Origin of the sequence: Mycolicibacterium sp. TUM20985 (assembly GCF_030295745.1) — a bacterium.
GTDB lineage: Bacteria > Actinomycetota > Actinomycetes > Mycobacteriales > Mycobacteriaceae > Mycobacterium.
In genome coordinates this window covers 5,787,979-5,805,923 of sequence record NZ_AP027291.1, presented here as the reverse complement: position 1 = coordinate 5,805,923, position 17,945 = coordinate 5,787,979, and the positions used below count along the sequence as shown (strand labels likewise).

Below are 17,945 nucleotides of genomic sequence, written 5' to 3'. Positions count from 1 at the left end.
CCGATGATCGCCGCCCGCCTGCACGCCGTCGGCGACCTGCGTATCGGGGACGAGCCGGAACCCGTTGAACCCGAACCGGGTTGGTCGCGTCTCGCGGTGACGTCGGTCGGCATCTGCGGATCCGACCTGCACTGGTTCACCGACGGCGGCATCGGCGAGAACCGCATCGAGAGACCCGTCGTCCCTGGACACGAGTTCGCGGCCGTCGCTCTCACCGGACCGTACGCCGGGCGCCGCGTGGCCGTCGACCCCGCGATCCCTTGCGAGGTGTGCGAGATGTGTCGCGTCGGCTACCAAAACCTCTGTCCCACCGTGCAGTTTGCCGGTCACGGCACGCTCGACGGCGCGATGCGCGAGCAGCTGTTCTGGCCGGACCGGCTGTTGCACCCGCTGCCCGACGATCTCAGCGACGATGCGGGAGCACTCCTAGAACCGCTTGGTGTCGCGCTCCACACGGTGGGGGTCAGCCACCTGCGGCGCGGGTCCGACGTCCTGGTGGTGGGCGCCGGCCCGATCGGAGCGCTGGCCATCCAGGTGGCCCGACGTCAGGGTGCTTCGCGGGTGTTCGCCGTGGAACCCCTCGAGCACCGCAGGGCGACGGCGCTGCGGTGCGGGGCGGACGAGGCGTGGTCGACCGAGAATGGCGTCGGCGCGGTGCTCGATGCCACGGCCGGCAGAGGGGTCGACGTCGTGCTGGAGGTGGCGGGTACCGACGCGGCGATCAACACCGCCGTCGCCGCGGCCCGGCCGGGCGCCCGAATCGCATTGGCGGGGATACCTTCTGAAGAGCGGTCGTCGTTCCCGGCCGCTCCGGCCCGCCGCAAGGGTCTGACGTTCGCGATGGTCCGACGGATGAACGACACCTACCCGCGCGCCATCGCCCTGGCCGGCTCAGGCGTCGACCTCGACCTACTGGTCACCGAGCGGTATCCACTCGCCGAGGCGGACAAGGCCTTTCGAGCCGCCGCCGAACGCCGCGGCGACAAGGTCGTGGTCGCCGCGTCGGCCAGCTGAGCCCGCCGCGGCACCCGGGCAGGTTAGCCCTCGCCGGCCGCGTCCACGGAGCGAAAGGCGGCCGCGACCTCCGCGACCCTCGGGTCGTCGCGCAGTTGTTCGAGAGTCATCGCCAGCGGGAGCCGCCAGTTGGGGTATTCATCAACGGTCCCCGGCAGATTGGGCTGCCGCGGCTCGGCGATCACGTCGTAGGGTGACACCAGCTTGAGGTGGCTGGGCGTCGACGCCAGGAAGCGGTGCATGGCGAGGATGATCGCCGATTCCTCCGGTGGCGAGGCGCCGTCGCCGGCAGGCAGCAGACCCTCGGCCCGCAGTAGCGCCACCCATTCGGCACGCTCCCGGTCGGCGTTGGCCTGCTCGGCGGGCACGTCGTCGAGCAGACCCAGGTCGGCCCGCGCCCGAACGTGCTCACCGCGCAGGAATCCCGCCGCCGTCGGCAGGTCGTGCGTGGACAAGCTGGCCGCGGCCCGCGCCGGCCACGCCTTCGACGGCAGTAGTGGTTCCCCCGGCGCGTCCTCGTCGCGGGTGAACCAGGACACCGCGCAGCCCATCATGTCGTCGTCGGCGAGTGCCTCGGTGACCTCGGGCTCCACCGTCCCCAGGTCCTCGCCGACCACGGTGGCCCCGGCCCGGTGCGCTTCCAGCGCGAGTACCGCGAGCATGACGTCCGCGTCGTAGTGCACATAGGTGCCGCGAGCCGGGCTGTCGCCCGGCGGAATCCACCACAGTCGCCACAGTCCGGCGACGTGGTCGATCCGCAACCCGTCGGCGTGGCCGAGCACGGCGCGCAGCATGTCGCGCAGCGCGGCGTAGCCGGACGCGGCGAGACGATCCGGCCGCCATGGCGGTAGCCCCCAGTCCTGACCGCGAGGCGTGAAATTGTCCGGCGGCGCGCCGATGCTGACTCCGGCGGCCAGCACGTCGGCTAGCGCCCACGCATCCGCACCGTCCGCGTCGACCCCTACCGCGAGGTCGTGCAGCACGCCCAGTGCCATGCCGGCGTCTCGGGCGGTGTCCCGGACGGCGGTCAATTGCTCGGCGCACCGCTGCTGCACCCAGGCGTGAAACGCCAACCGCGGCGCCAACTCCCGACGCGCTGCCGCCACCGCTGGTGCGGTGACGTCGCGCAGCGGTGCGGGCCACCGGCTCCACCGACCACCGTGCCGCTCGGCGAGGGCGCAGTAGGTGGCCCAGTCCCGGAGGCCTTCGGTCGCGTCCGGCGCGGTTAGGGGATCGGGTCGACCCTCCGCGCGCCAAAGTAGCTCCAGGGCGGCGCGTTTCGCCGCCCAGACCAGGTCATGGTCGATGCGTTCGGTGTGCGACGAGACGCGGAGTGCGTCCACCTCCGCGCGTGTGTCGGGGTCGGCCCGGCGGTAGGCGTCGATGTCCTCGATCCGCAGCGCGAGCGGGTTGGCGAACCGTCGACTGGATGGTGTGTAGGGCGACGGTTGAACCGGGTGCGTCGGGCCCGGCGCATGCAGCGGGTTGAGCAGGGCGGCGCCTGAACCGTGTTCCTCGGCGGTCCACTCGACGAACTCCCGCAGGTCGCCCAGATCCCCGATTCCCCAGGAGCGGTCCGAACGCAGCCCGTAGAGCTGGAGCATCCAGCCCCAGGTGGCTGGTGCCTGAGGGACTTTCGGTGGAGCGGCCACCAGGGTGACGTCCTGGCCGTTGGCGGTGTGCAGGCGATACCAGCCCGGCGACAGATCACCGGGAAGCTCGTCGCGAACCTCGATCCGGTCGCCGTCCTCGGTCACCAGGGCGACGGCACCCGGGATCCGATGCGGACGCCCGTCGACGCGCACGGCCACCGTCGGCGGGAGCGCCCCCGCGCGGTCGAGTTCGGCCAGGCGAAGCAGTTCGCGACGGCGATCCGCCTCGGTGCCCGCCTCGACGTCGAGCAACCCGAGCACGCGGATCACGACGTCGGCGTCGACCTCCACCGGTTCCCGCTTCTCGTTGCGATACGAGGTGGCCACGCCGTGTGCGGCGGCCAGGCGGCGCAGGTCCTCGGACACCGGCGTGGGTGCGGCCGTCACCAGGTGCCGCAGAAGTGCTTGGCGGAGGCAGGGCGGGAGCGCTGTGTAAGGGGCACCGCGGACCTATACCCGACGTCGTGCCGCTTACACCGAGGTGCAGAGCGCGTTTGGTCGACCCTCATCGGGGTATGGCGGCGAGAATGACATCGCTCTGGCTTGCTGATCGTGTCGTCACCGCCATGCCGTCGCGCGTCGGAGTGCCGGGCCGGCCGTCGGCCGACGTGGTCGTCGTCGGGGCGGGCATCACCGGCCTCGTCACCGCCGCCCTGCTAGCAAGGGCGGGGAAGGACGTGCTGGTCCTCGAGGCGCGGACGGTGGGCGCATGCACGACGGGGAACACGACGGGCAAGATCAGCCTGTTGCAGGGCAGCAAGCTGTCGAAGATCACCGCCAAGCATGGATCCCGGATGGCGGCGGCCTACGTCCAGGGCAACCGTGAGGGCCAGGCGTGGCTGCTTCGCCACTGCGAGAGTCGCGGGGTCGCCTTCCAGCAGGAGGACGCCTACACCTATGCGCAGTCCGGGGATGGGCTGCCAACGGTGCAGGCGGAGTTGGCGGCCGCGAAGGGCGCCGGCCTGGACGCCGAATGGGTAGATGACGCCGGCACGCCGTTCCCCTACCGCGGTGGCGTGCGGCTGCGTGATCAGGCGCAGATCGACCCAATGCCTTTGCTGGACAGCCTGGTTGCCGAACTGGAACACCATGGCGGGCGGCTCGTCCAGGGCGCCCGGGTGCATCGCGTGTCCGGTGCGGGCAGCAAGCTGAAGGTGCACGTGCGGAACACCGATTCCGAGGACACCGTCATCCGAACGGGGCAACTGGTCCTCGCAACGGGGATGCCGATCCTGGACCGCGGCGGGTTCTTCGCCCGACTGAAGGCACAGCGTTCCTACTGCATGGCGTTCGACGTCCCCGGAGACATCACCCGCGGGATGTACCTGGCTGCCGACTCACCGACGCGATCCCTGCGCTACGCGCCGACCGCGAACGGTGAGGCCCTGGTCGTCGGCGGGGCCGGCCATCCCGTCGGCAGGGAGAAATCGCCGTCGGAGGCACTCGACGAGTTGGCCGCCTGGACGACGACGCACTTCCCCGGGGCGGTGCGCACGCACGTCTGGTCGGCCCAGGACTATTCGCCCGTCGACGAGCTGCCGTACGTCGGCCCGATCCTGCCGCGTCTCGACAGTATTTGTGTGGCAACCGGTTTCGACAAGTGGGGAATGACCAACGGGGTCGCCGCCGCCTTGGCGCTGTCCAGCCGGATCCTCGGCGGTCGGATGGACTGGTCCGATGCGTTCGCCAGCTGGAGCCCCCACGAACTGGCCGGCATCGCCACCTTGGCGCAGGCGAACCTCGAAGTCGGTTTCAACCTCGCCAAGGGATGGGTGACTCCGATCGCCGCGTCGACCGATCGGCCTCCGACCGGATGGGGCGTGGTCAGCGGCCCACCGTGGCATCTGCGCGCCCGCAGCGTCGTCGACGGGGTCGAGCGGGTCGTGTCGCCGGTGTGCCCGCACCTCGGTGGCATCGTCAACTGGAACGACGCCGACATGGCGTGGGAATGCCCGCTCCACGGCTCCCGATTCGCCCCCGACGGCACTCGGCTGGAAGGGCCGGCGACCGACGACCTCACGCCATGTGAATTCGGGTGAGCCCCGACATGGTCGACATGCCCCGCGATCCCGAGAACTGGACCGACGACACCGCCCTCACCTTCATCGCCGGCGGGGTGGGGCTGCTCTGCGACATGGCAGTGCGCGCCACCAAGGTCGACGGCGGCGCACTCGTGATCTTGAACACGCCCTCGAACAGTCGCGAGCTGTTGCACGCGACCGACGCCGTGGCAGAACACCTCGACGAACTGCAGTTCCTCGTCGGTGAGGGCCCATGTGTCGACGCCTACCGCCGTGGTCGCCCCATCACCGCCGCCGACCTCGACAGCGAGCGCAGCCATACGCGGTGGCCCGCGTTCGCCAGGGAGGCAGGTGCCGTCGGCGTCGACGCCGTCTTCGGTTACCCAATCGAGGACGGTTCCGTCCCCTTGGGTGTGCTGGAGCTCTATCGCCATGAAAGCGGTGCGCTCAAGGCCGCCGACGACGACGCCGCCCGGCAGTACGCCGAAGCCATCGGGACCGTGCTGCACGCGGCCGCGGACGAACTGTCCGTGCGCATCGCGGACGTGGCGTCCGGTGATCTCGCGCGGCTGGCGGGATCGCCACCCAGCCGCTCCCGCATGCACGTGGCGGCCGGGATGGTCGCCGAGCAGCTCGGCGTGACGGTGAGCGAGGCCATCGACAGGGTGCGTGCGCACACCTTCGCGTCGGGCCGCCGGCTCGGCGAGGTCACCGCCGACATCGTGGCCAATCGCGTGCGGCTGGTCGGCGGACTCGACGAGTGAGTCTGACACCGCCGCGGTCCGCGCTCCGACGGCGGTGTCAGCTCGGCCGCAGCTAGCAACCGTCGGGGCAGGCCACGTTCACGTACGCGGTGAGACTGCTGCCACCCGACGGGTCCTCCTTCTCCACGTTGGTCACCGTGCAGGCGGTGAGCGGAGCGGTCTGTGCTCCGTTCAGTTGCACGAGGTAGCCCTCGCTGCGCAGCCCGTTGATTGTCGCGTCGGCGCCGCCGGCGGCCGACGCCGCCCCGGCGAATCCGAGCGCGGTGCCCGTCAAGGCGCCCGCGGCGATGATGGTGAAGAGGAAACTCTTCATTCGTGATCCCTTCGTCGTGCGCACGAGTTTCGTGCGCGATGGCGTAGTGCCGGGCGGCCCGACTCGCGTTACGAGGCGGAGTTGTACGGTTCAGTACAGTTTGGTGAACGTAACGGTTCACCCGCCCCCGAACACCACCGGAGAGAGGAACACCCACTCGACGAAGAGGATCAGCCACATGCGCCGCCATCACGACATCTCGTGCCGAGCCGTCACCGAGCTAGCCTCGGCCTACGGCGATACGGAGCTGAACGTCGCCATGGCCACGGCCGTCAGGGACCACGTCGCGTGCTGTGCCGGATGCCGAAACTACCTCGCGCAGGTGCATGCGACCCGAACGATTCTGCGCAGGATGGGCCACGAGCCCCTAGAGCCGAGGTACCGCGAGCGGCTGTTCGCCGCATTCCATCGATCGGAATGACTCTCGGGCCGAGACGGTGCCGGTCAGCGCAAGGTGCGAAAAGCCGTCAGCAGCCGGTCGCGCAACTCCGGAGTGAGGTCGCCTTCGCCGCCTCGCCCCATCGTCTCGATGGTGACCCGGAACTGCTGCAGGTAGTCCGTGCAGCCGTCGCATTCGGAGAGATGCTCGTCGAACCGGGCGCGCGCGGACGGGACCATGGCGTCTTCGAGGTACGCCGTGACGAGCTCCACGAAGTCCTCGCACGCCATCGGTCCGTCGGTCATCTGCCCTCCTCCTGCAGATAGGACTCTAGCGCGGCCCGCACCATCGCACGGCCGCGGTGCAGCAGGACGCGTTGGTTGCCGACGCTGAGGTCGAGCAGTTCGCACACCTCGTCGGAATCGAGTCCTAGGACGTCGCGCATCGTGACGACGACGCGTTGCCGCTCGGGCAGCCGGTCGATCTCTCGTTGCGCCACGGCCACCAACTCCGCACCCAGCGCCGAACCCTCGGGCGTGTCCGGAAACGGGGACGGCTCGGCCTCCTCCTTCCAGTGCCCAGGCCATTCCGGGTCATTGGCGGGGCGAAAGCGCCGGGAGTCAACGGTTTTCGTCGAGTCATTGGATCCCTCGCTGGTGCGCCGCTCACGGACGCCTCGGTTCTTCGCGATGTTCACCAGCACCGCGAACAACCACGTGCGCACCGAGGAACGGCCCTCGAACTTGGAGATCCCGCCAAGTAGGGCAATCCAGGTTTCCTGTACGACGTCCTCGGCGACCTCGTGACTGGGCACGTAGCCGCGAGCGACCCGCAACATCGAGGGGGCGTACCGATCCACCAGGCGGGCGAACGCCCGCTCGTCGCCGGCTCGCAGTGCTGCGACCAGCAGGGCCTCGTCTTCGGCGGTCTCCGACATCCACGGCAGTCTAGCTTCTCGACGTTCACGAATGGTGAACGGCAACAATCAAACGACGTAACCGCTGTACCGTACGGTCCACCGCACGCATGTCCGCACCCGACTCGGTCAGTGCGACGCCCGGGCTCCGGCGCGGGCCTGCAACGCTTCTCCGAGCGTCCACACCGCGGCGCCCAGCAGCGCGATGTCCTTGATCAGGAACCCGCCGGTCTCGGTGAGGACGGGAAGCCCCAGCGACGACGACGACACGACCCCCGGGGTGGTGACGAGGAAACTGAGCGTCGACAGGAACAGCAGCGCGGCGATCGCGCTGCCCAGCGCTGATGCCGTCGCAGACCACGGCCTGATCGCGATCAGAACCGCGGCCATGATCTCGACCGCGCCCAGCCCGTTGGACAGCGCCTGAACACTGAGAACGTCGTATAGCCAGCTCATCAGGGGCTGCTCGGCGATCAGGGGCATGATCGCATTGGCCTCTTCGGCGGTGAACTTCTGAATCCCGATCCAGGCGAGCGGCACCACCAGCCCGACTCGCAGGATGATGGCGCCGAGGGCGGTGAGAGTGTTGGCGGCCGCTGCGGTTCGTGCTTCTTCGATGGTCATGGCGTTTCCTCGTATCTGATGGTCATGGGGTCGTGAATTGGCAAGGGCTAACGCGCAATCGCGATGCGACGAGACCGCATCAGGCCGGCGGCTAGGAGCGCGCAGTACGAGTAGGGCAGCAGCATCACGGGTTGGCCCGTCTGCAGGAAGTACAGCGTGGCCATCGTCGCGTCGTGCAGCCCGACCCAGAGCAGCGAGAAGGCAAGGAACCACCAGGCCCATCGCTCGCCGCTCCTCAGGGCGAATGCCGCGACCGTCATCACGGCGATCGCGCCTGCGACGATGTTCACGCCACCAACCGAGGCGTTGAGTTGCACCCACGCGTCGGCACCCGAGCCCGCCGCAGACAAGCTGGCATAACTGAACCCCAGGTCACCGATTCCGGTCCACCACGGCTCGTCGGGACGGGTGATCGCCAACCAGGTGGTCACCAGCGTGACGATCCCTGCGGCCAGGGGTGCGAGACCGGCCAGGAATGCCAAGCGCCACCCTGGAGTGGGCGTGGCGCGTTCAGAGGATGTGGGCGTGGGGGTCGCGAGGGCACCGGCCCGTTCGGTCTCTTGCGGCGTCGCCTCTTGCGGCAATGTCATCGACGGCTCCTTCATGCTGGGCCAGCGGGCTGAGGCATCACTCGATGCCCATTCCGGCCGGCGTACGGATCCGTAGTGGTCCGAGAGGCTGCCCGCGTTACGGCCCAGCACTGACCCGGCCGCCGGTTTCACCCGCTGCGCCGCGGGTAAGGCAGTTACATGGGCTTTCCCAAGCAGCAGCAGACACCGCCAGGCGTGCAATCCCTGATGGACCCGGTGCCGGACTGTGGTGAGACCAGTTATCGAGGGGCAGATCGGCTAACCGGCAAGAGCGCCGTCATCACCGGCGGTGACAGCGGCATCGGCCGGGCAGTGGCAATCGCCTACGCCCGCGAAGGGGCCGACGTGCTGATCGCCTACCTCGACGAGGACGACGACGCCGCCGAAGTGGCTCGGCTGGTCGAGAAGGAAGGCCGCAAGTGCATCCTGGTCCGCGGGGACTTGGCGGACCCGGCGCACTGCCGCGCGGTGATCGAAAGAGCGGCAACCGAATTCGGCAAGATTGACATCCTGGTGAGCAACGCCGCCTACCAAATGAGCCATGACTCGCTCGACGAGATCAGCGATGAAGAGTGGGACTATACGTTCCGGCTCAACATCGGTGCCTATTTCTACCTGGTCAAGGCGGCCCTGCCGCACATGCCCCCCGGGGCGTCGGTGATCGGCAGCTCGTCGGTGAACTCCGACATGCCCTCACCGCAACTGGCCCCCTACGCGGCGACCAAGGCGGCCATCGCCAACTTCTCGGCCAGCCTCGCTCAGCTACTCGGCGAGAAGGGCATTCGCGTCAACAGCGTCGCACCCGGCCCGATCTGGACCCCGCTCATCCCGGCCACCATGCCACCGGAGAAGGTCGAGTCCTTCGGATCGGACACGCCCCTGGGTCGCGCGGGACAGCCCGCCGAGCTGGCACCGGTGTACGTGCTGCTGGGCTCCGACGACGGCAGCTACGTGTCGGGCGCCCGGGTGGCCGTCACTGGCGGCAGACCGGTTCTGTAGGAGTAAGGACCCCCGAAGGCGACGTTTCCGGCGACTCGGCCGGGGTAACTGGCTATCCGTGAACAGGATGTCCAAGACGACCTACCTCGTCCTCAGCGTTGCCGGCGGGGTGGCGGCGACCCGCGCCCTGAGCCGACGTCAGAGCCGCCGAGATCATCCGGGCGCATCGCCGTCGAGCCCATGGGGAGTCGAGTCCGACGAGCAGGCCGAACGTACGCAGACGCACGAGATCGATGAGAGGACAGATGATCCCGTGACAGTTGATCGACAGAAGTCGCCCGATTCCGTCGCCGACCCGGAAGACCCCCGCAAGCCGGACTCGCCCGCTCAGCTGACGAAGCCGTCGATGATGTTCGTGGTGCGCAGCACGATGCGTGAGTTCACCAGCGACCAGTGCACAGATCTGGCGGCTGCTCTGACGTACTACGCCGTGCTGTCGATCTTCCCCGCGCTCGTCGTGGTGGTGTCGTTGCTCGGCGTCCTCGGGCAGGGCCAATCCACGGTCGACGCCATCTTGCAGATCGTCTCGAGCGTTGGCCCCGACTCGGCCGTCGACACCCTGCGAGGTCCGATCGAGCAGCTGGTCCAGTCGCCTAGCGCCGGTCTCACGTTGCTGATCGGCATTGCGGGTGCCCTCTGGTCCGCCTCGGGCTACATCGGTGCGTTCGGTCGGGCGATGAACCGCATCTACGAGATCGACGAGGGGCGGCCGGTGTGGAAGCTGCGGCCCCTTCAACTTCTCCTGACACTGGCCGGACTCGTCGTGGTGGCGGCCGCCGCGCTGTCACTGGCCATCACCGGGCCCGTCGCGAAGGCGGTCGGTGACGCGATCGGCGTCGGTTCGGCCGCCGTCACCGTCTGGAATGTCGCCCGCTGGCCGCTGCTCCTGATCCTCGTCGCTCTCTCGGTGGCGATCCTGTACTACACCACGCCGAACGTGAAGCAACCCAAGTTCCGCTGGGTGAGCGTGGGGGCCGGGGTGGCCATCCTGGTGTGGATCGTGGCGTCGGTCGGCTTCGGCTTCTACGTCTCCAACTTCAGCAACTACAACAAGACCTACGGCGCCCTGGCCGGCGTCATCGTGTTCCTGCTGTGGCTCTGGATCACCAACCTGGCGTTGCTCTTTGGTGCGGAGATCGATTCCGAGTTGGAGCGTGGCCGTCAGCTCCAGGCCGGCATCCCCGCCGAACGTGACCTCCAGCTGCCAGCCCGTGACACCAGAGTCGCGGAGAAGAACCAGGCCAAGGAGGACAAGGACATCGAACGAGGGAAGCGGTTACGCCACACGCGCGGTCATTCGGCGTAGTGCGCCCGAGGCTACCCACGTGCGGGTCACTAATCGACGGCGCTCTTCTTCTCCAGGAAGGCGGCGGTGTCGTAGTAGGTCCGGAAGGCCTCGATCGCGTCTCCGCTGCCCTCGAGGACGCTGACCCCGTCGTAACTGAAGTCCGTTCCGTCGGCCAGCGTGCCGTTCGACGTCCACTCCAGATAGGCGATGCCGTCATCGGTGACGGTGTGGCTGAACGTTGCCTCGATCTGATCGAACACGTGGCGGTACTGCTCCCAGAACGTCCTGGCGCCGTCCTTGCCGTGCTGCCCGTGGGGCATCCCGGCCTTGTTGAGGGTCGCGTCGTCGGCGAAGAGGTCGACGAGCGGTGCGACGTTGCCATTGCGGTGCAGATCGCCGAGTGCGTTGATGAATTTCTTCGTGAGGTCATCCATGTGCCATCACGTACCCGGCGTTGGGCCGGAGAATCTTTCGGCTTCATGACGCGGCGAGGTCGACGAACCCGCCGGGGATGTGAACTGTCCGCGGGAGCGTTCTCCAAGGCAGCATGAACGGCACCCCCGACGCACCCACCCTGTGGAAGCCAGCCCGCGTGCTGGTGACCCGGTCCGCTTCCGAGTTACCGCACGGCGCAGGCATCGTGGCGCGCTGCGAGGCTGCAGGCGTACCGGAGATCACGGTACTGCCCGGTGATCGGTTGCCCCCGATGCGCGCCGAGAACGACCGCGCCGCCTACGCATTGGCCAAACGCACCCTGGCCGTGGTGGTGGCACCACCCAGCAAGCGGCGGTTGCAGCCGATCCCGCCGAGTGCGGACTGGCGCATCGATCTCGCTGAGGGTTGTCCCGGACACTGTCAGTACTGCTACCTCGCCGGCTCGCTGTCCGGACCGCCGATCACGCGGGTGTACGCCAACCTGCCCGAGATCCTCGCCGAGATGGACGATCACGTCGGCCGCGGCACCATCACGTCGGTCTCCGAGGACCGTTCGGGTGAGGGCACCACGTTCGAGGCGTCCTGTTACACCGACCCGTTGGCCCTCGAGCATCTCACCGGCTCGTTGTCGACGACGATCGCCCACGTCGGCACCCACGCCTGGCCTGGCCCGGTCGGCCTGCGGTTCACCACCAAGTACGACGACGTTGCGCCCCTGCTCGACCTGCCGCACGGAGGCCGGACCCGAGTCCGCGTCTCGGTCAACGCCGGTGACGTGGCCAACCGCTTCGAGGGCGGGACCGCGCGGGTGCCGCGACGCATCGCCGCGCTGCGTGCCCTCGCGCTCGCGGGGTATCGGGTCGGGTTGACCATCGCGCCGATCATGCCGATTCCGCAGTGGCGGGACGGCTATGGCGCCCTGCTGCGCGACGTGGCCGACGCCGTCGCGGACGTGCCCGGCCTCGACCTCACGGTGGAGTGCATCACCCATCGGTTCACCGAGAAGAGCAAGGACGTCCTGCTCGGCTGGTACCCGAATACCAAACTGGAGATGAGCGAGTCGGACCGGACGCGCAAGTTCGGCAAGTACGGCGCTGCCAAGTACGTGTACCCGAAGGCGACGATGGCCGAGCTGCAGTCGTGGTTCGCTCGCGAGTTGGCTGCAGTCCTGCCCGGGGCCCGCAGCCTCTACTGGACCTGAGCGCGCGTGCCGGGTATCCGTGGCACTCCGGCGAGCAGTCCGCGCTGGGGCACGCCCATGATGGGCTCGGCCGCCGCACCGAGCTCCGCCAGGACGTCGTTGGCCGCGAGCACCCCCGACATCGACGACCGCTCCATCAACCCGGCGAGGTAGGGGAGCTCGACGTAGTCCCCGGCCAGCCGCAGTCCGCGGGCGTCGGTACGGACTCCCGGCCGGGTGCCCGACGACCCGGGCGGAAAGGCGGGGGCGGTGGCCTCCAACCGGTCGTGGCTGTGCAGCACGACGGCATCGGCGGTCTCGGGCCAGAGCGTGGCGAGCTCGTCGCGCATGGCCCGCGCCGCGGCCTCGGCCGTACTCAAACGGCAAGAGTACGAATGTAATTCGACGACTGAGCCGCCGGTGGCACCTGCCCACCGGGTACTGGGCTCCTCCAACCGGGAGTAGACGGCGATGGAGTCCAGATTCGGCTGCCCGCTGACCGCGCTGAACGGTGCCCGTTCGGGTGCGACGTCGCGGTCGAACCACAGCCTGCTGACGGCGAACGGCGGCGCCACCCGCAGGGCGTCGCACTGCCGGGCCAGCAGCGGGGCGGCGGCCGTCGTCGCCGGGGAGGCGTCGATCAGTGACCGCAGCGCACCGGGGTCGAGCGCGAGGACCAGGTGCCGGGTGGTGATCTCACCGGCGTCCGCCGCGCCCGTGAAGGCCACGCGCCAGCCCTGACCGGCCGGTTCGATGCCGGTGGCCCTCGCGCCGGTGTGGATCTGCGCGCCGAGGCCCTCGAGGTGGCGGCGCAGTGGATGCCAGATCGCGGTCGCGTGATCGGTGTTCGTCACGTCGAACCCGATGCCCTCGGGGTTGCCGAGGAAGTAGTAGTGGAACATCGCGACCAGCTCGGCAGCCGAGAGTTGGCCCTGGTTGCAGAAGAACGACCGGGCGAACGCCTCGAAGAGCATGCTGCGGGTGCGCTCGCTCATGCCGAGGCGATCGAGGAACGTCGCCGCGTCGACGTCGTCGAGTTCGGCGACCGTCGTCGCCCGGTCGTACGCCAGCAAGGCCCGTCCCGCGTCCGGGTTGGCCGCCAACAGCTCGCGTCGGTTCAGGCTCTTGGAGCGCAGGGCCAGCGTCAGCAGGTTCAGCGGTGGCGCGGCGGGCAGACCCGACAGGTCCTCGGGCGGCCACGTCGCCGAGATGACCGGATACTTCGCGACGGGCGACAGGAAGGACAGGTCCGGCTCGGCTCGGCGCAGGATCGAACGCCACGTGTAGTAGTGCCGGAAGAACGCGTGGAACCCGTGCTCGACGTTCTGCTCGTCGCCGTCCGGAAGTCGCTCGGGCCACGCGCCCAGACGCCCGCCGAGATGATCGGCGCCTTCGAGCACGGTCACCTCGACGCCGCGCTCGGCGAGGACGACAGCAGCCGAGATGCCGGCGATGCCGCCGCCGACGACGACGGCCTCGGCGCCGGGCGCCACCTCGCGGGGCAGCAGTGGATCGGGGGTGACGAGGTGGCGGGGACGCATCCGGAACGGCGCGGCGCGGCTAGTGAGCGGGTCGTTCACGGGTCTGCTTCCTATTGGGACGACGTGGCGGGTGCGCGAGGCGCAGCAGCTTGATGGCGAACGGGATGGCGACGGCGCCCATGAGCAATCCGCCGGTGACCGCGGACCCGGGCAGGCCGAAGAAGACCAGGTGTGCCAACACCGAGGAGAAGTACACCCAGAGATACAGCGCCGCTGCCGGCGCAGACGGCTCGGCCTCGCGGTCCAGCGTGGTGTTAAGGATGGCTATCACTGCAGCGGACACCAGCAGCCAGCCGACGTAGTTGGTCAACGGGATGCCGGGGACCAACGGAAGCCCGGGGGAGGGATCCGACCACGTCCAGTGCCCGGCCGCCACCATCTGAGGGTCCAGGAACACATCCCACGCGGTCAGAGCGGCCGCACCGACCGCGATCACGGCGGGGCCGCGCACGGCGAGAGTGCGAGCCACCACCAGCGCAGGCCACGCCATCATCACCCATGCCATCGGCACCACGACGGGCACGCCGAAGATCTCGGCTCCGAGTGTGCCGGTGTAGGCGTAGTCACCGAACGGCCATCCGGTAGCGACGCCGATCGCCTCGGCGAGCAGGCCCAGACCACCGGCCACCACCACGAGCCAGGCGGCGCCGGACGGGCCGTGCACCCGTCCCGTGTCGACGACGACCGCGAGGAAGAACACCACGACGCTGGTGATGGTCACCTCGGTGCGCCACGCCTCCGGCATCAGTGGGTAGGCGATCTGCACCAGGACGGCCGCCGCAGCAAGCGTCCACGCCGGAGACGCTGGGCGCAGCGACGCGCCGGGCACGGCCAAGGCCACGCGGACACCTCCCAGGTGGTCAGGAAGTCGGTAGGTCAAGTATTCCGCTCGCCTCGTCGAAGGGCTGGCCGGGGGCCTCCGTAGAGTTTCGAGGTGCCCTTCGCGCTCTCCAGTGAAACCCGCCACGCGGTCGTGGTCACCGGGACGTCACTTGCCTGCCTGGGGACGGCGCACCAGTTGGTCAACCAGCGTCGACTGCGGCAGCCGCCCCGCAATCCAGCACCGGTCACCGTGACGGTGTCACTCCTGGTGCCCGCCCGCGACGAGGCGCACCGGATCGCCCCGACGATCCGTTCCCTGCTCGGGCAGCGCGGGCTGACCGACGTCGAGGTCGTGGTGTTGGACGACCGCTCCACCGATGGCACGGCCGACGTCGTCCGGCGGGTGGCCGGCTCCGACCCGCGGCTGCGGGTGCTGACCGGCACTCCGCCGCCGCCGGGCTGGTTCGGCAAGCCGCACGCCTGCGCCCAGCTGGCCGCCGAGGCGCGCGGCCAGATCCTGGTCTTCGTCGACGCCGACGTCGTGCTCTCGCCCGACGCCGTGGCCGCCGCGGTGGCCGTCCTGCGCGGCGGTGCTGCGCCGCTGGACCTGCTCTGCCCGTGGCCACGTCAGACCGCCTCCGGGCTGCTCGGCATCCTGGTCCAACCACTGCTCGCCTGGTCGTGGCTGACCACGTTGCCCCTCCGCCGTGCGGAGCGTTCGCGGCGACCGTCGATGGCGGTGGCCAACGGCCAGTTCCTCCTCGTCGAGGCCGAGGCGCTGGCCCGGGCCGGCGGTTGGCAATCCGTTGCAGGCGCCGTGCTCGACGACATCGCGCTGGCCCGCGCGGTCCGCGCGTCGGGCGGCCATACCGGGGTCGCCGACGGATCGGCGCTGGCGACCTGCCGGATGTACGACAACGGGCACGAACTGCGCGAGGGCTACCGCAAGTCGCTGTGGGCGGCGTTCGGCTCACCGGTGGGGGCGCTCGCGGTCGCCGTCGCGCTGGCCGTCGTCTACGTCGTCCCCGCGGCTGCCGCGGGGAGGGGTTCGCGGGTGGGCGCACTCGGTTATGCGGCGGCAGTCGTCGGGCGGCTGGCGGCCCGGCGATGGTGTGGCGGACGTTTCGGATGGGATGCGATGGCGCATCCCCTGTCGGTGGTGACTTTGCTCTGGCTGCTGGCATCGTCGTGGGCGGGCCGGTGGCGCGGGACGTTGAGCTGGAAGGGTCGGGCGGTATGAGTCGGGCGGTCGTCATCGGTGCGGGTCTCGGCGGCCTGGCCACCGCGGCGCGGCTGGCCGCAGCCGGTCATCACGTGACGGTGTTCGAGGCTGCCCCGACAGTCGGCGGCAAGCTCGGCGTCTTCGAGCGCGATGGTTTCGGGTTCGACACCGGCCCGTCGCTGTTGACCCTGCCCGCAGTCCTCGAGCAGCTGTTCGGTGACACCGGCGGCCCGGCCGAGCTGCAGCTGACCGCCGTGGACCCCGCGTGCGCCTACGTCTTCGCCGACGGCACCGAGTTGGTGCTCCCGCATGACGCCGATCGGGTTCGGGCGGCGTTGGACGCAGCGCTCGGCGAGGGGGCGGGCGAGTCGTGGCGGCGGCTGCACGACCACTCGCGCCGGCTGTGGGAGCTCGTCGGGGAACCCATTCTGCGACAACCTATTTCGTTGACCTCCCTGGCCAGGATGAGCATCAGGCCCGCTGACCTCCGCGCGGTCGCGCCATGGCGCACGATCGACGGTCTGGGAAGGCGGATGCTGCCCGACGCGCGATTGCGCACCTGGCTGAACCGCTACGCCACCTATTCCGGCTCCGATCCGCGACGCACCCCGGCCGTGCTCGCCGTCACGTCCTTCGTGGAGCAGGAGTTCGGCGCGTGGTACGTGCCAGGCGGGTTGCGCCGCATCGTCGACGCCATCGCCGCGCGGTGTGGCGATCTCGGTGTCGAGATCCACACCGGGGCGGCGGTGGAGCAGGTGCTGGTCCGGGACGGCCGGGCCGTCGGCGTCCGGGTCGGGGGCCGCGACGTTCCCGCGGACGTGGTGGTGAGCAATGCCGACGCTGCCGTCCTGCACGATCGGCTGCTACCTGCCGGCACGGCGTCGCGAGCCCGGCGCCGGATGCGCCGCAGCTCGCGGTCGATGGCGGGCTTCGTTCTGCTGCTTGGCCTTTCGGGACATCAGCCGGGAGCGTCGCACCGGGTGTACTTCCCGGCCGATTACGACGCCGAATTCGACGCGATCTTCGGGCGCCACCCGTCACCGGTCGCCGACCCGACCATCTACGTCCACGCCCCCGACGACCCGGCGCTGCGTCCCGACGACGACACCGAGGGCTGGTTCGTCCTGGTGAACGCCCCCTCGCACGACCCGGGGCGCGGGGTCGACTGGGACGACCCAGGGCTGCGGGAGCGCTACGCCCGGCACGTGCTGGACGTGCTGGCCCGCCGAGGTGCCGACGTCCGCGACCGCATCCTGTTCACCGAAACCCTCACACCCGCCGATCTGCAACGGCGCACCGGCGCCCCCGGCGGCGCGATCTACGGCACGGCGTCACACGGGCCGCGGGCCGCCCTACGCCGACCGGCGAACCGCGGCCCGCTGCCGGGTCTCTACCTCGTCGGCGGGTCCGCACACCCCGGCGGCGGCATTCCGCTGGTGTTGATGTCGGCCGAAATCGTCGCCCGTCTCATCGGGGCGGCGGGAACTGCGGCGGCATCGACCGCCCCACCCCGCGAAGCAGCTGACCCATCCCCACCACGCCGACGACCGTCCACGTGACGGCGAACGTGGCGCCCCAACTCCACCCCGGACCCGGCACCCCGGCCGGCAGCACCGAGGCGCCGCCCGCAGCCATGATGACGAGGATCAACCGCGTCGGGCGCTCGGCCACGGTCACCGCGCCGACGCCGGGCATCCCGACCGCCTGCGCCCTGGCCCGCACGTACTCGAGCAGCAGAACCAAACCGACGGCCGCCAACACCCAGGCGAGTGGCGCGCCCAACGACCACAGCACCGCCGCCAGGAACAGATCGCCGATCCGGTCGGCGACTGAATCGATCATGGCCCCAAGGGGTCTCGCCTTTCCGGTCCGCAATGCCACCGCGCCGTCGAGACCGTCGAGCACCCCGGCGCCGAGTATCAGCGGCACGGCCAGGGCCGGCCACCGCGGACCTGCGACGGCCAGCCAGGCACCCGCCAGCATGAGCACGCCCGCCGTCGACAGCACGTCGGGCGGGATCCGCAGCACCGGCCCGGACGCGAGGACCCGCACCATGCTCAGCCACCCGCGCACGACCGGCGAGGGCTGGATGCCGTCGTGCAGCGACGACCACCCGGCGTCATCGTCGTCCTCGCCCCCGGAGTCCTCGGGTCTCATGACGCCAGCCTGCCAGCACGCGGGCCGA

The 17,945-nt window shown here is 69.8% G+C and carries 19 protein-coding genes; 9 read left to right on the top strand and 10 right to left on the bottom strand.

From position 1 onward, the window contains the following. Window positions 1-3: 3 nt before the first annotated feature. Window positions 4-1,014: a zinc-dependent alcohol dehydrogenase gene (locus tag QUE68_RS28180; protein WP_286274818.1), complete on the top strand. Its 1,011-nt coding sequence runs from the start codon at window positions 4-6 to the stop codon at window positions 1,012-1,014. A 23-nt stretch (window positions 1,015-1,037) separates the two neighbouring features. On the opposite strand, the gene malQ is transcribed toward QUE68_RS28180, so the two are convergent. Further along, window positions 1,038-3,053, bottom strand: a complete 2,016-nt coding sequence (gene malQ, locus QUE68_RS28175) for a 4-alpha-glucanotransferase (protein WP_286274817.1) — start codon at window positions 3,051-3,053, stop codon at window positions 1,038-1,040. 140 nt (window positions 3,054-3,193) lie between these two features. Here malQ and QUE68_RS28170 point away from each other — a divergent pair, with 140 nt between their 5' ends. Both QUE68_RS28170 and QUE68_RS28165 read left to right on the top strand, forming a co-directional pair. After that, a complete protein-coding gene (locus QUE68_RS28170) occupies window positions 3,194-4,705 on the top strand; it encodes an FAD-dependent oxidoreductase (protein WP_286274816.1) in 1,512 nt (503 codons plus the stop codon). Continuing rightward, window positions 4,702-5,451, top strand: a complete 750-nt coding sequence (locus QUE68_RS28165; protein WP_286274815.1) for a GAF domain-containing protein — start codon at window positions 4,702-4,704, stop codon at window positions 5,449-5,451. The genes QUE68_RS28170 and QUE68_RS28165 overlap by 4 nt, the downstream gene beginning before the upstream one ends. Before the next feature lie 52 nt (window positions 5,452-5,503). On the opposite strand, the gene QUE68_RS28160 is transcribed toward QUE68_RS28165, so the two are convergent. Beyond that, window positions 5,504-5,764 carry a hypothetical protein gene (locus tag QUE68_RS28160; RefSeq protein ID WP_286274814.1) on the bottom strand — a complete coding sequence of 87 codons (261 nt, stop codon included), beginning with the start codon at window positions 5,762-5,764 and terminating at the stop codon, window positions 5,504-5,506. Between QUE68_RS28160 and QUE68_RS29590 the strand changes: the two genes are divergently transcribed. Next, window positions 5,739-6,185 (top strand): anti-sigma factor family protein, encoded by a 447-nt coding sequence (locus QUE68_RS29590; RefSeq protein WP_353507018.1) that lies wholly within the window; start codon window positions 5,739-5,741, stop codon window positions 6,183-6,185. The two genes, QUE68_RS28160 and QUE68_RS29590, sit on opposite strands and share 26 nt — an antisense overlap. Window positions 6,186-6,208: 23 nt before the next feature. Here the strand turns inward: QUE68_RS29590 and QUE68_RS28155 are convergent, their stop codons facing one another. The 4 genes from QUE68_RS28155 to QUE68_RS28140 all read right to left on the bottom strand — a co-directional run bounded on the left by QUE68_RS28155 (window position 6,209) and on the right by QUE68_RS28140 (window position 8,273). Further along, window positions 6,209-6,448 (bottom strand): anti-sigma factor family protein, encoded by a 240-nt coding sequence (locus tag QUE68_RS28155; RefSeq protein WP_284230193.1) that lies wholly within the window; start codon window positions 6,446-6,448, stop codon window positions 6,209-6,211. After that, window positions 6,445-7,080, bottom strand: a complete 636-nt coding sequence (locus QUE68_RS28150; protein WP_286274813.1) for an RNA polymerase sigma factor — start codon at window positions 7,078-7,080, stop codon at window positions 6,445-6,447. The genes QUE68_RS28155 and QUE68_RS28150 overlap by 4 nt, the downstream gene beginning before the upstream one ends. A 108-nt stretch (window positions 7,081-7,188) precedes the next feature. Then, window positions 7,189-7,683 carry a DUF417 family protein gene (locus QUE68_RS28145; RefSeq protein ID WP_286274812.1) on the bottom strand — a complete coding sequence of 165 codons (495 nt, stop codon included), beginning with the start codon at window positions 7,681-7,683 and terminating at the stop codon, window positions 7,189-7,191. Between the two features lie 47 nt (window positions 7,684-7,730). Then, a complete protein-coding gene (locus QUE68_RS28140; RefSeq protein ID WP_286274811.1) occupies window positions 7,731-8,273 on the bottom strand; it encodes a hypothetical protein in 543 nt (180 codons plus the stop codon). A 159-nt stretch (window positions 8,274-8,432) separates the two neighbouring features. Here QUE68_RS28140 and QUE68_RS28135 point away from each other — a divergent pair, with 159 nt between their 5' ends. Continuing rightward, a complete protein-coding gene (locus tag QUE68_RS28135) occupies window positions 8,433-9,272 on the top strand; it encodes an SDR family oxidoreductase (protein WP_284234432.1) in 840 nt (279 codons plus the stop codon). A gap of 67 nt (window positions 9,273-9,339) precedes the next feature. Beyond that, complete coding sequence (locus tag QUE68_RS28130) at window positions 9,340-10,578, top strand: YihY/virulence factor BrkB family protein (protein ID WP_284230184.1); 1,239 nt, start codon at window positions 9,340-9,342, stop codon at window positions 10,576-10,578. Window positions 10,579-10,607: 29 nt separating this feature from the next. On the opposite strand, the gene QUE68_RS28125 is transcribed toward QUE68_RS28130, so the two are convergent. Next, window positions 10,608-10,994 carry a nuclear transport factor 2 family protein gene (locus QUE68_RS28125; RefSeq protein ID WP_284234430.1) on the bottom strand — a complete coding sequence of 129 codons (387 nt, stop codon included), beginning with the start codon at window positions 10,992-10,994 and terminating at the stop codon, window positions 10,608-10,610. Between the two features lie 113 nt (window positions 10,995-11,107). Between QUE68_RS28125 and QUE68_RS28120 the strand changes: the two genes are divergently transcribed. Further along, window positions 11,108-12,196 carry a spore photoproduct lyase family protein gene (locus QUE68_RS28120; protein ID WP_284234428.1) on the top strand — a complete coding sequence of 363 codons (1,089 nt, stop codon included), beginning with the start codon at window positions 11,108-11,110 and terminating at the stop codon, window positions 12,194-12,196. Here the strand turns inward: QUE68_RS28120 and QUE68_RS28115 are convergent. Then, window positions 12,184-13,755: an FAD-dependent oxidoreductase gene (locus QUE68_RS28115; protein ID WP_284234426.1), complete on the bottom strand. Its 1,572-nt coding sequence runs from the start codon at window positions 13,753-13,755 to the stop codon at window positions 12,184-12,186. The genes QUE68_RS28120 and QUE68_RS28115 overlap by 13 nt on opposite strands. Further along, window positions 13,736-14,557, bottom strand: coding sequence for a carotenoid biosynthesis protein (locus QUE68_RS28110; RefSeq protein ID WP_284234424.1), 822 nt, complete (start codon window positions 14,555-14,557; stop codon window positions 13,736-13,738). The genes QUE68_RS28115 and QUE68_RS28110 overlap by 20 nt, the downstream gene beginning before the upstream one ends. Window positions 14,558-14,650: 93 nt before the next feature. Here QUE68_RS28110 and QUE68_RS28105 point away from each other — a divergent pair, with 93 nt between their 5' ends. Together QUE68_RS28105 and QUE68_RS28100 are read left to right on the top strand one after the other, a co-directional pair. Beyond that, a complete protein-coding gene (locus tag QUE68_RS28105; RefSeq protein ID WP_284234422.1) occupies window positions 14,651-15,778 on the top strand; it encodes a glycosyltransferase family 2 protein in 1,128 nt (375 codons plus the stop codon). Beyond that, window positions 15,775-17,319 carry a phytoene desaturase family protein gene (locus tag QUE68_RS28100; RefSeq protein WP_284234420.1) on the top strand — a complete coding sequence of 515 codons (1,545 nt, stop codon included), beginning with the start codon at window positions 15,775-15,777 and terminating at the stop codon, window positions 17,317-17,319. Before QUE68_RS28105 ends, QUE68_RS28100 begins: the two co-directional genes overlap by 4 nt. Here QUE68_RS28100 and QUE68_RS28095 read toward each other — a convergent pair. Beyond that, on the bottom strand, window positions 17,228-17,917 hold the full coding sequence (locus QUE68_RS28095; protein WP_286274810.1) for a CDP-alcohol phosphatidyltransferase family protein: 690 nt from the start codon (window positions 17,915-17,917) through the stop codon (window positions 17,228-17,230). The two genes, QUE68_RS28100 and QUE68_RS28095, sit on opposite strands and share 92 nt — an antisense overlap. Between the last annotated feature and the right edge of the window lie 28 nt (window positions 17,918-17,945).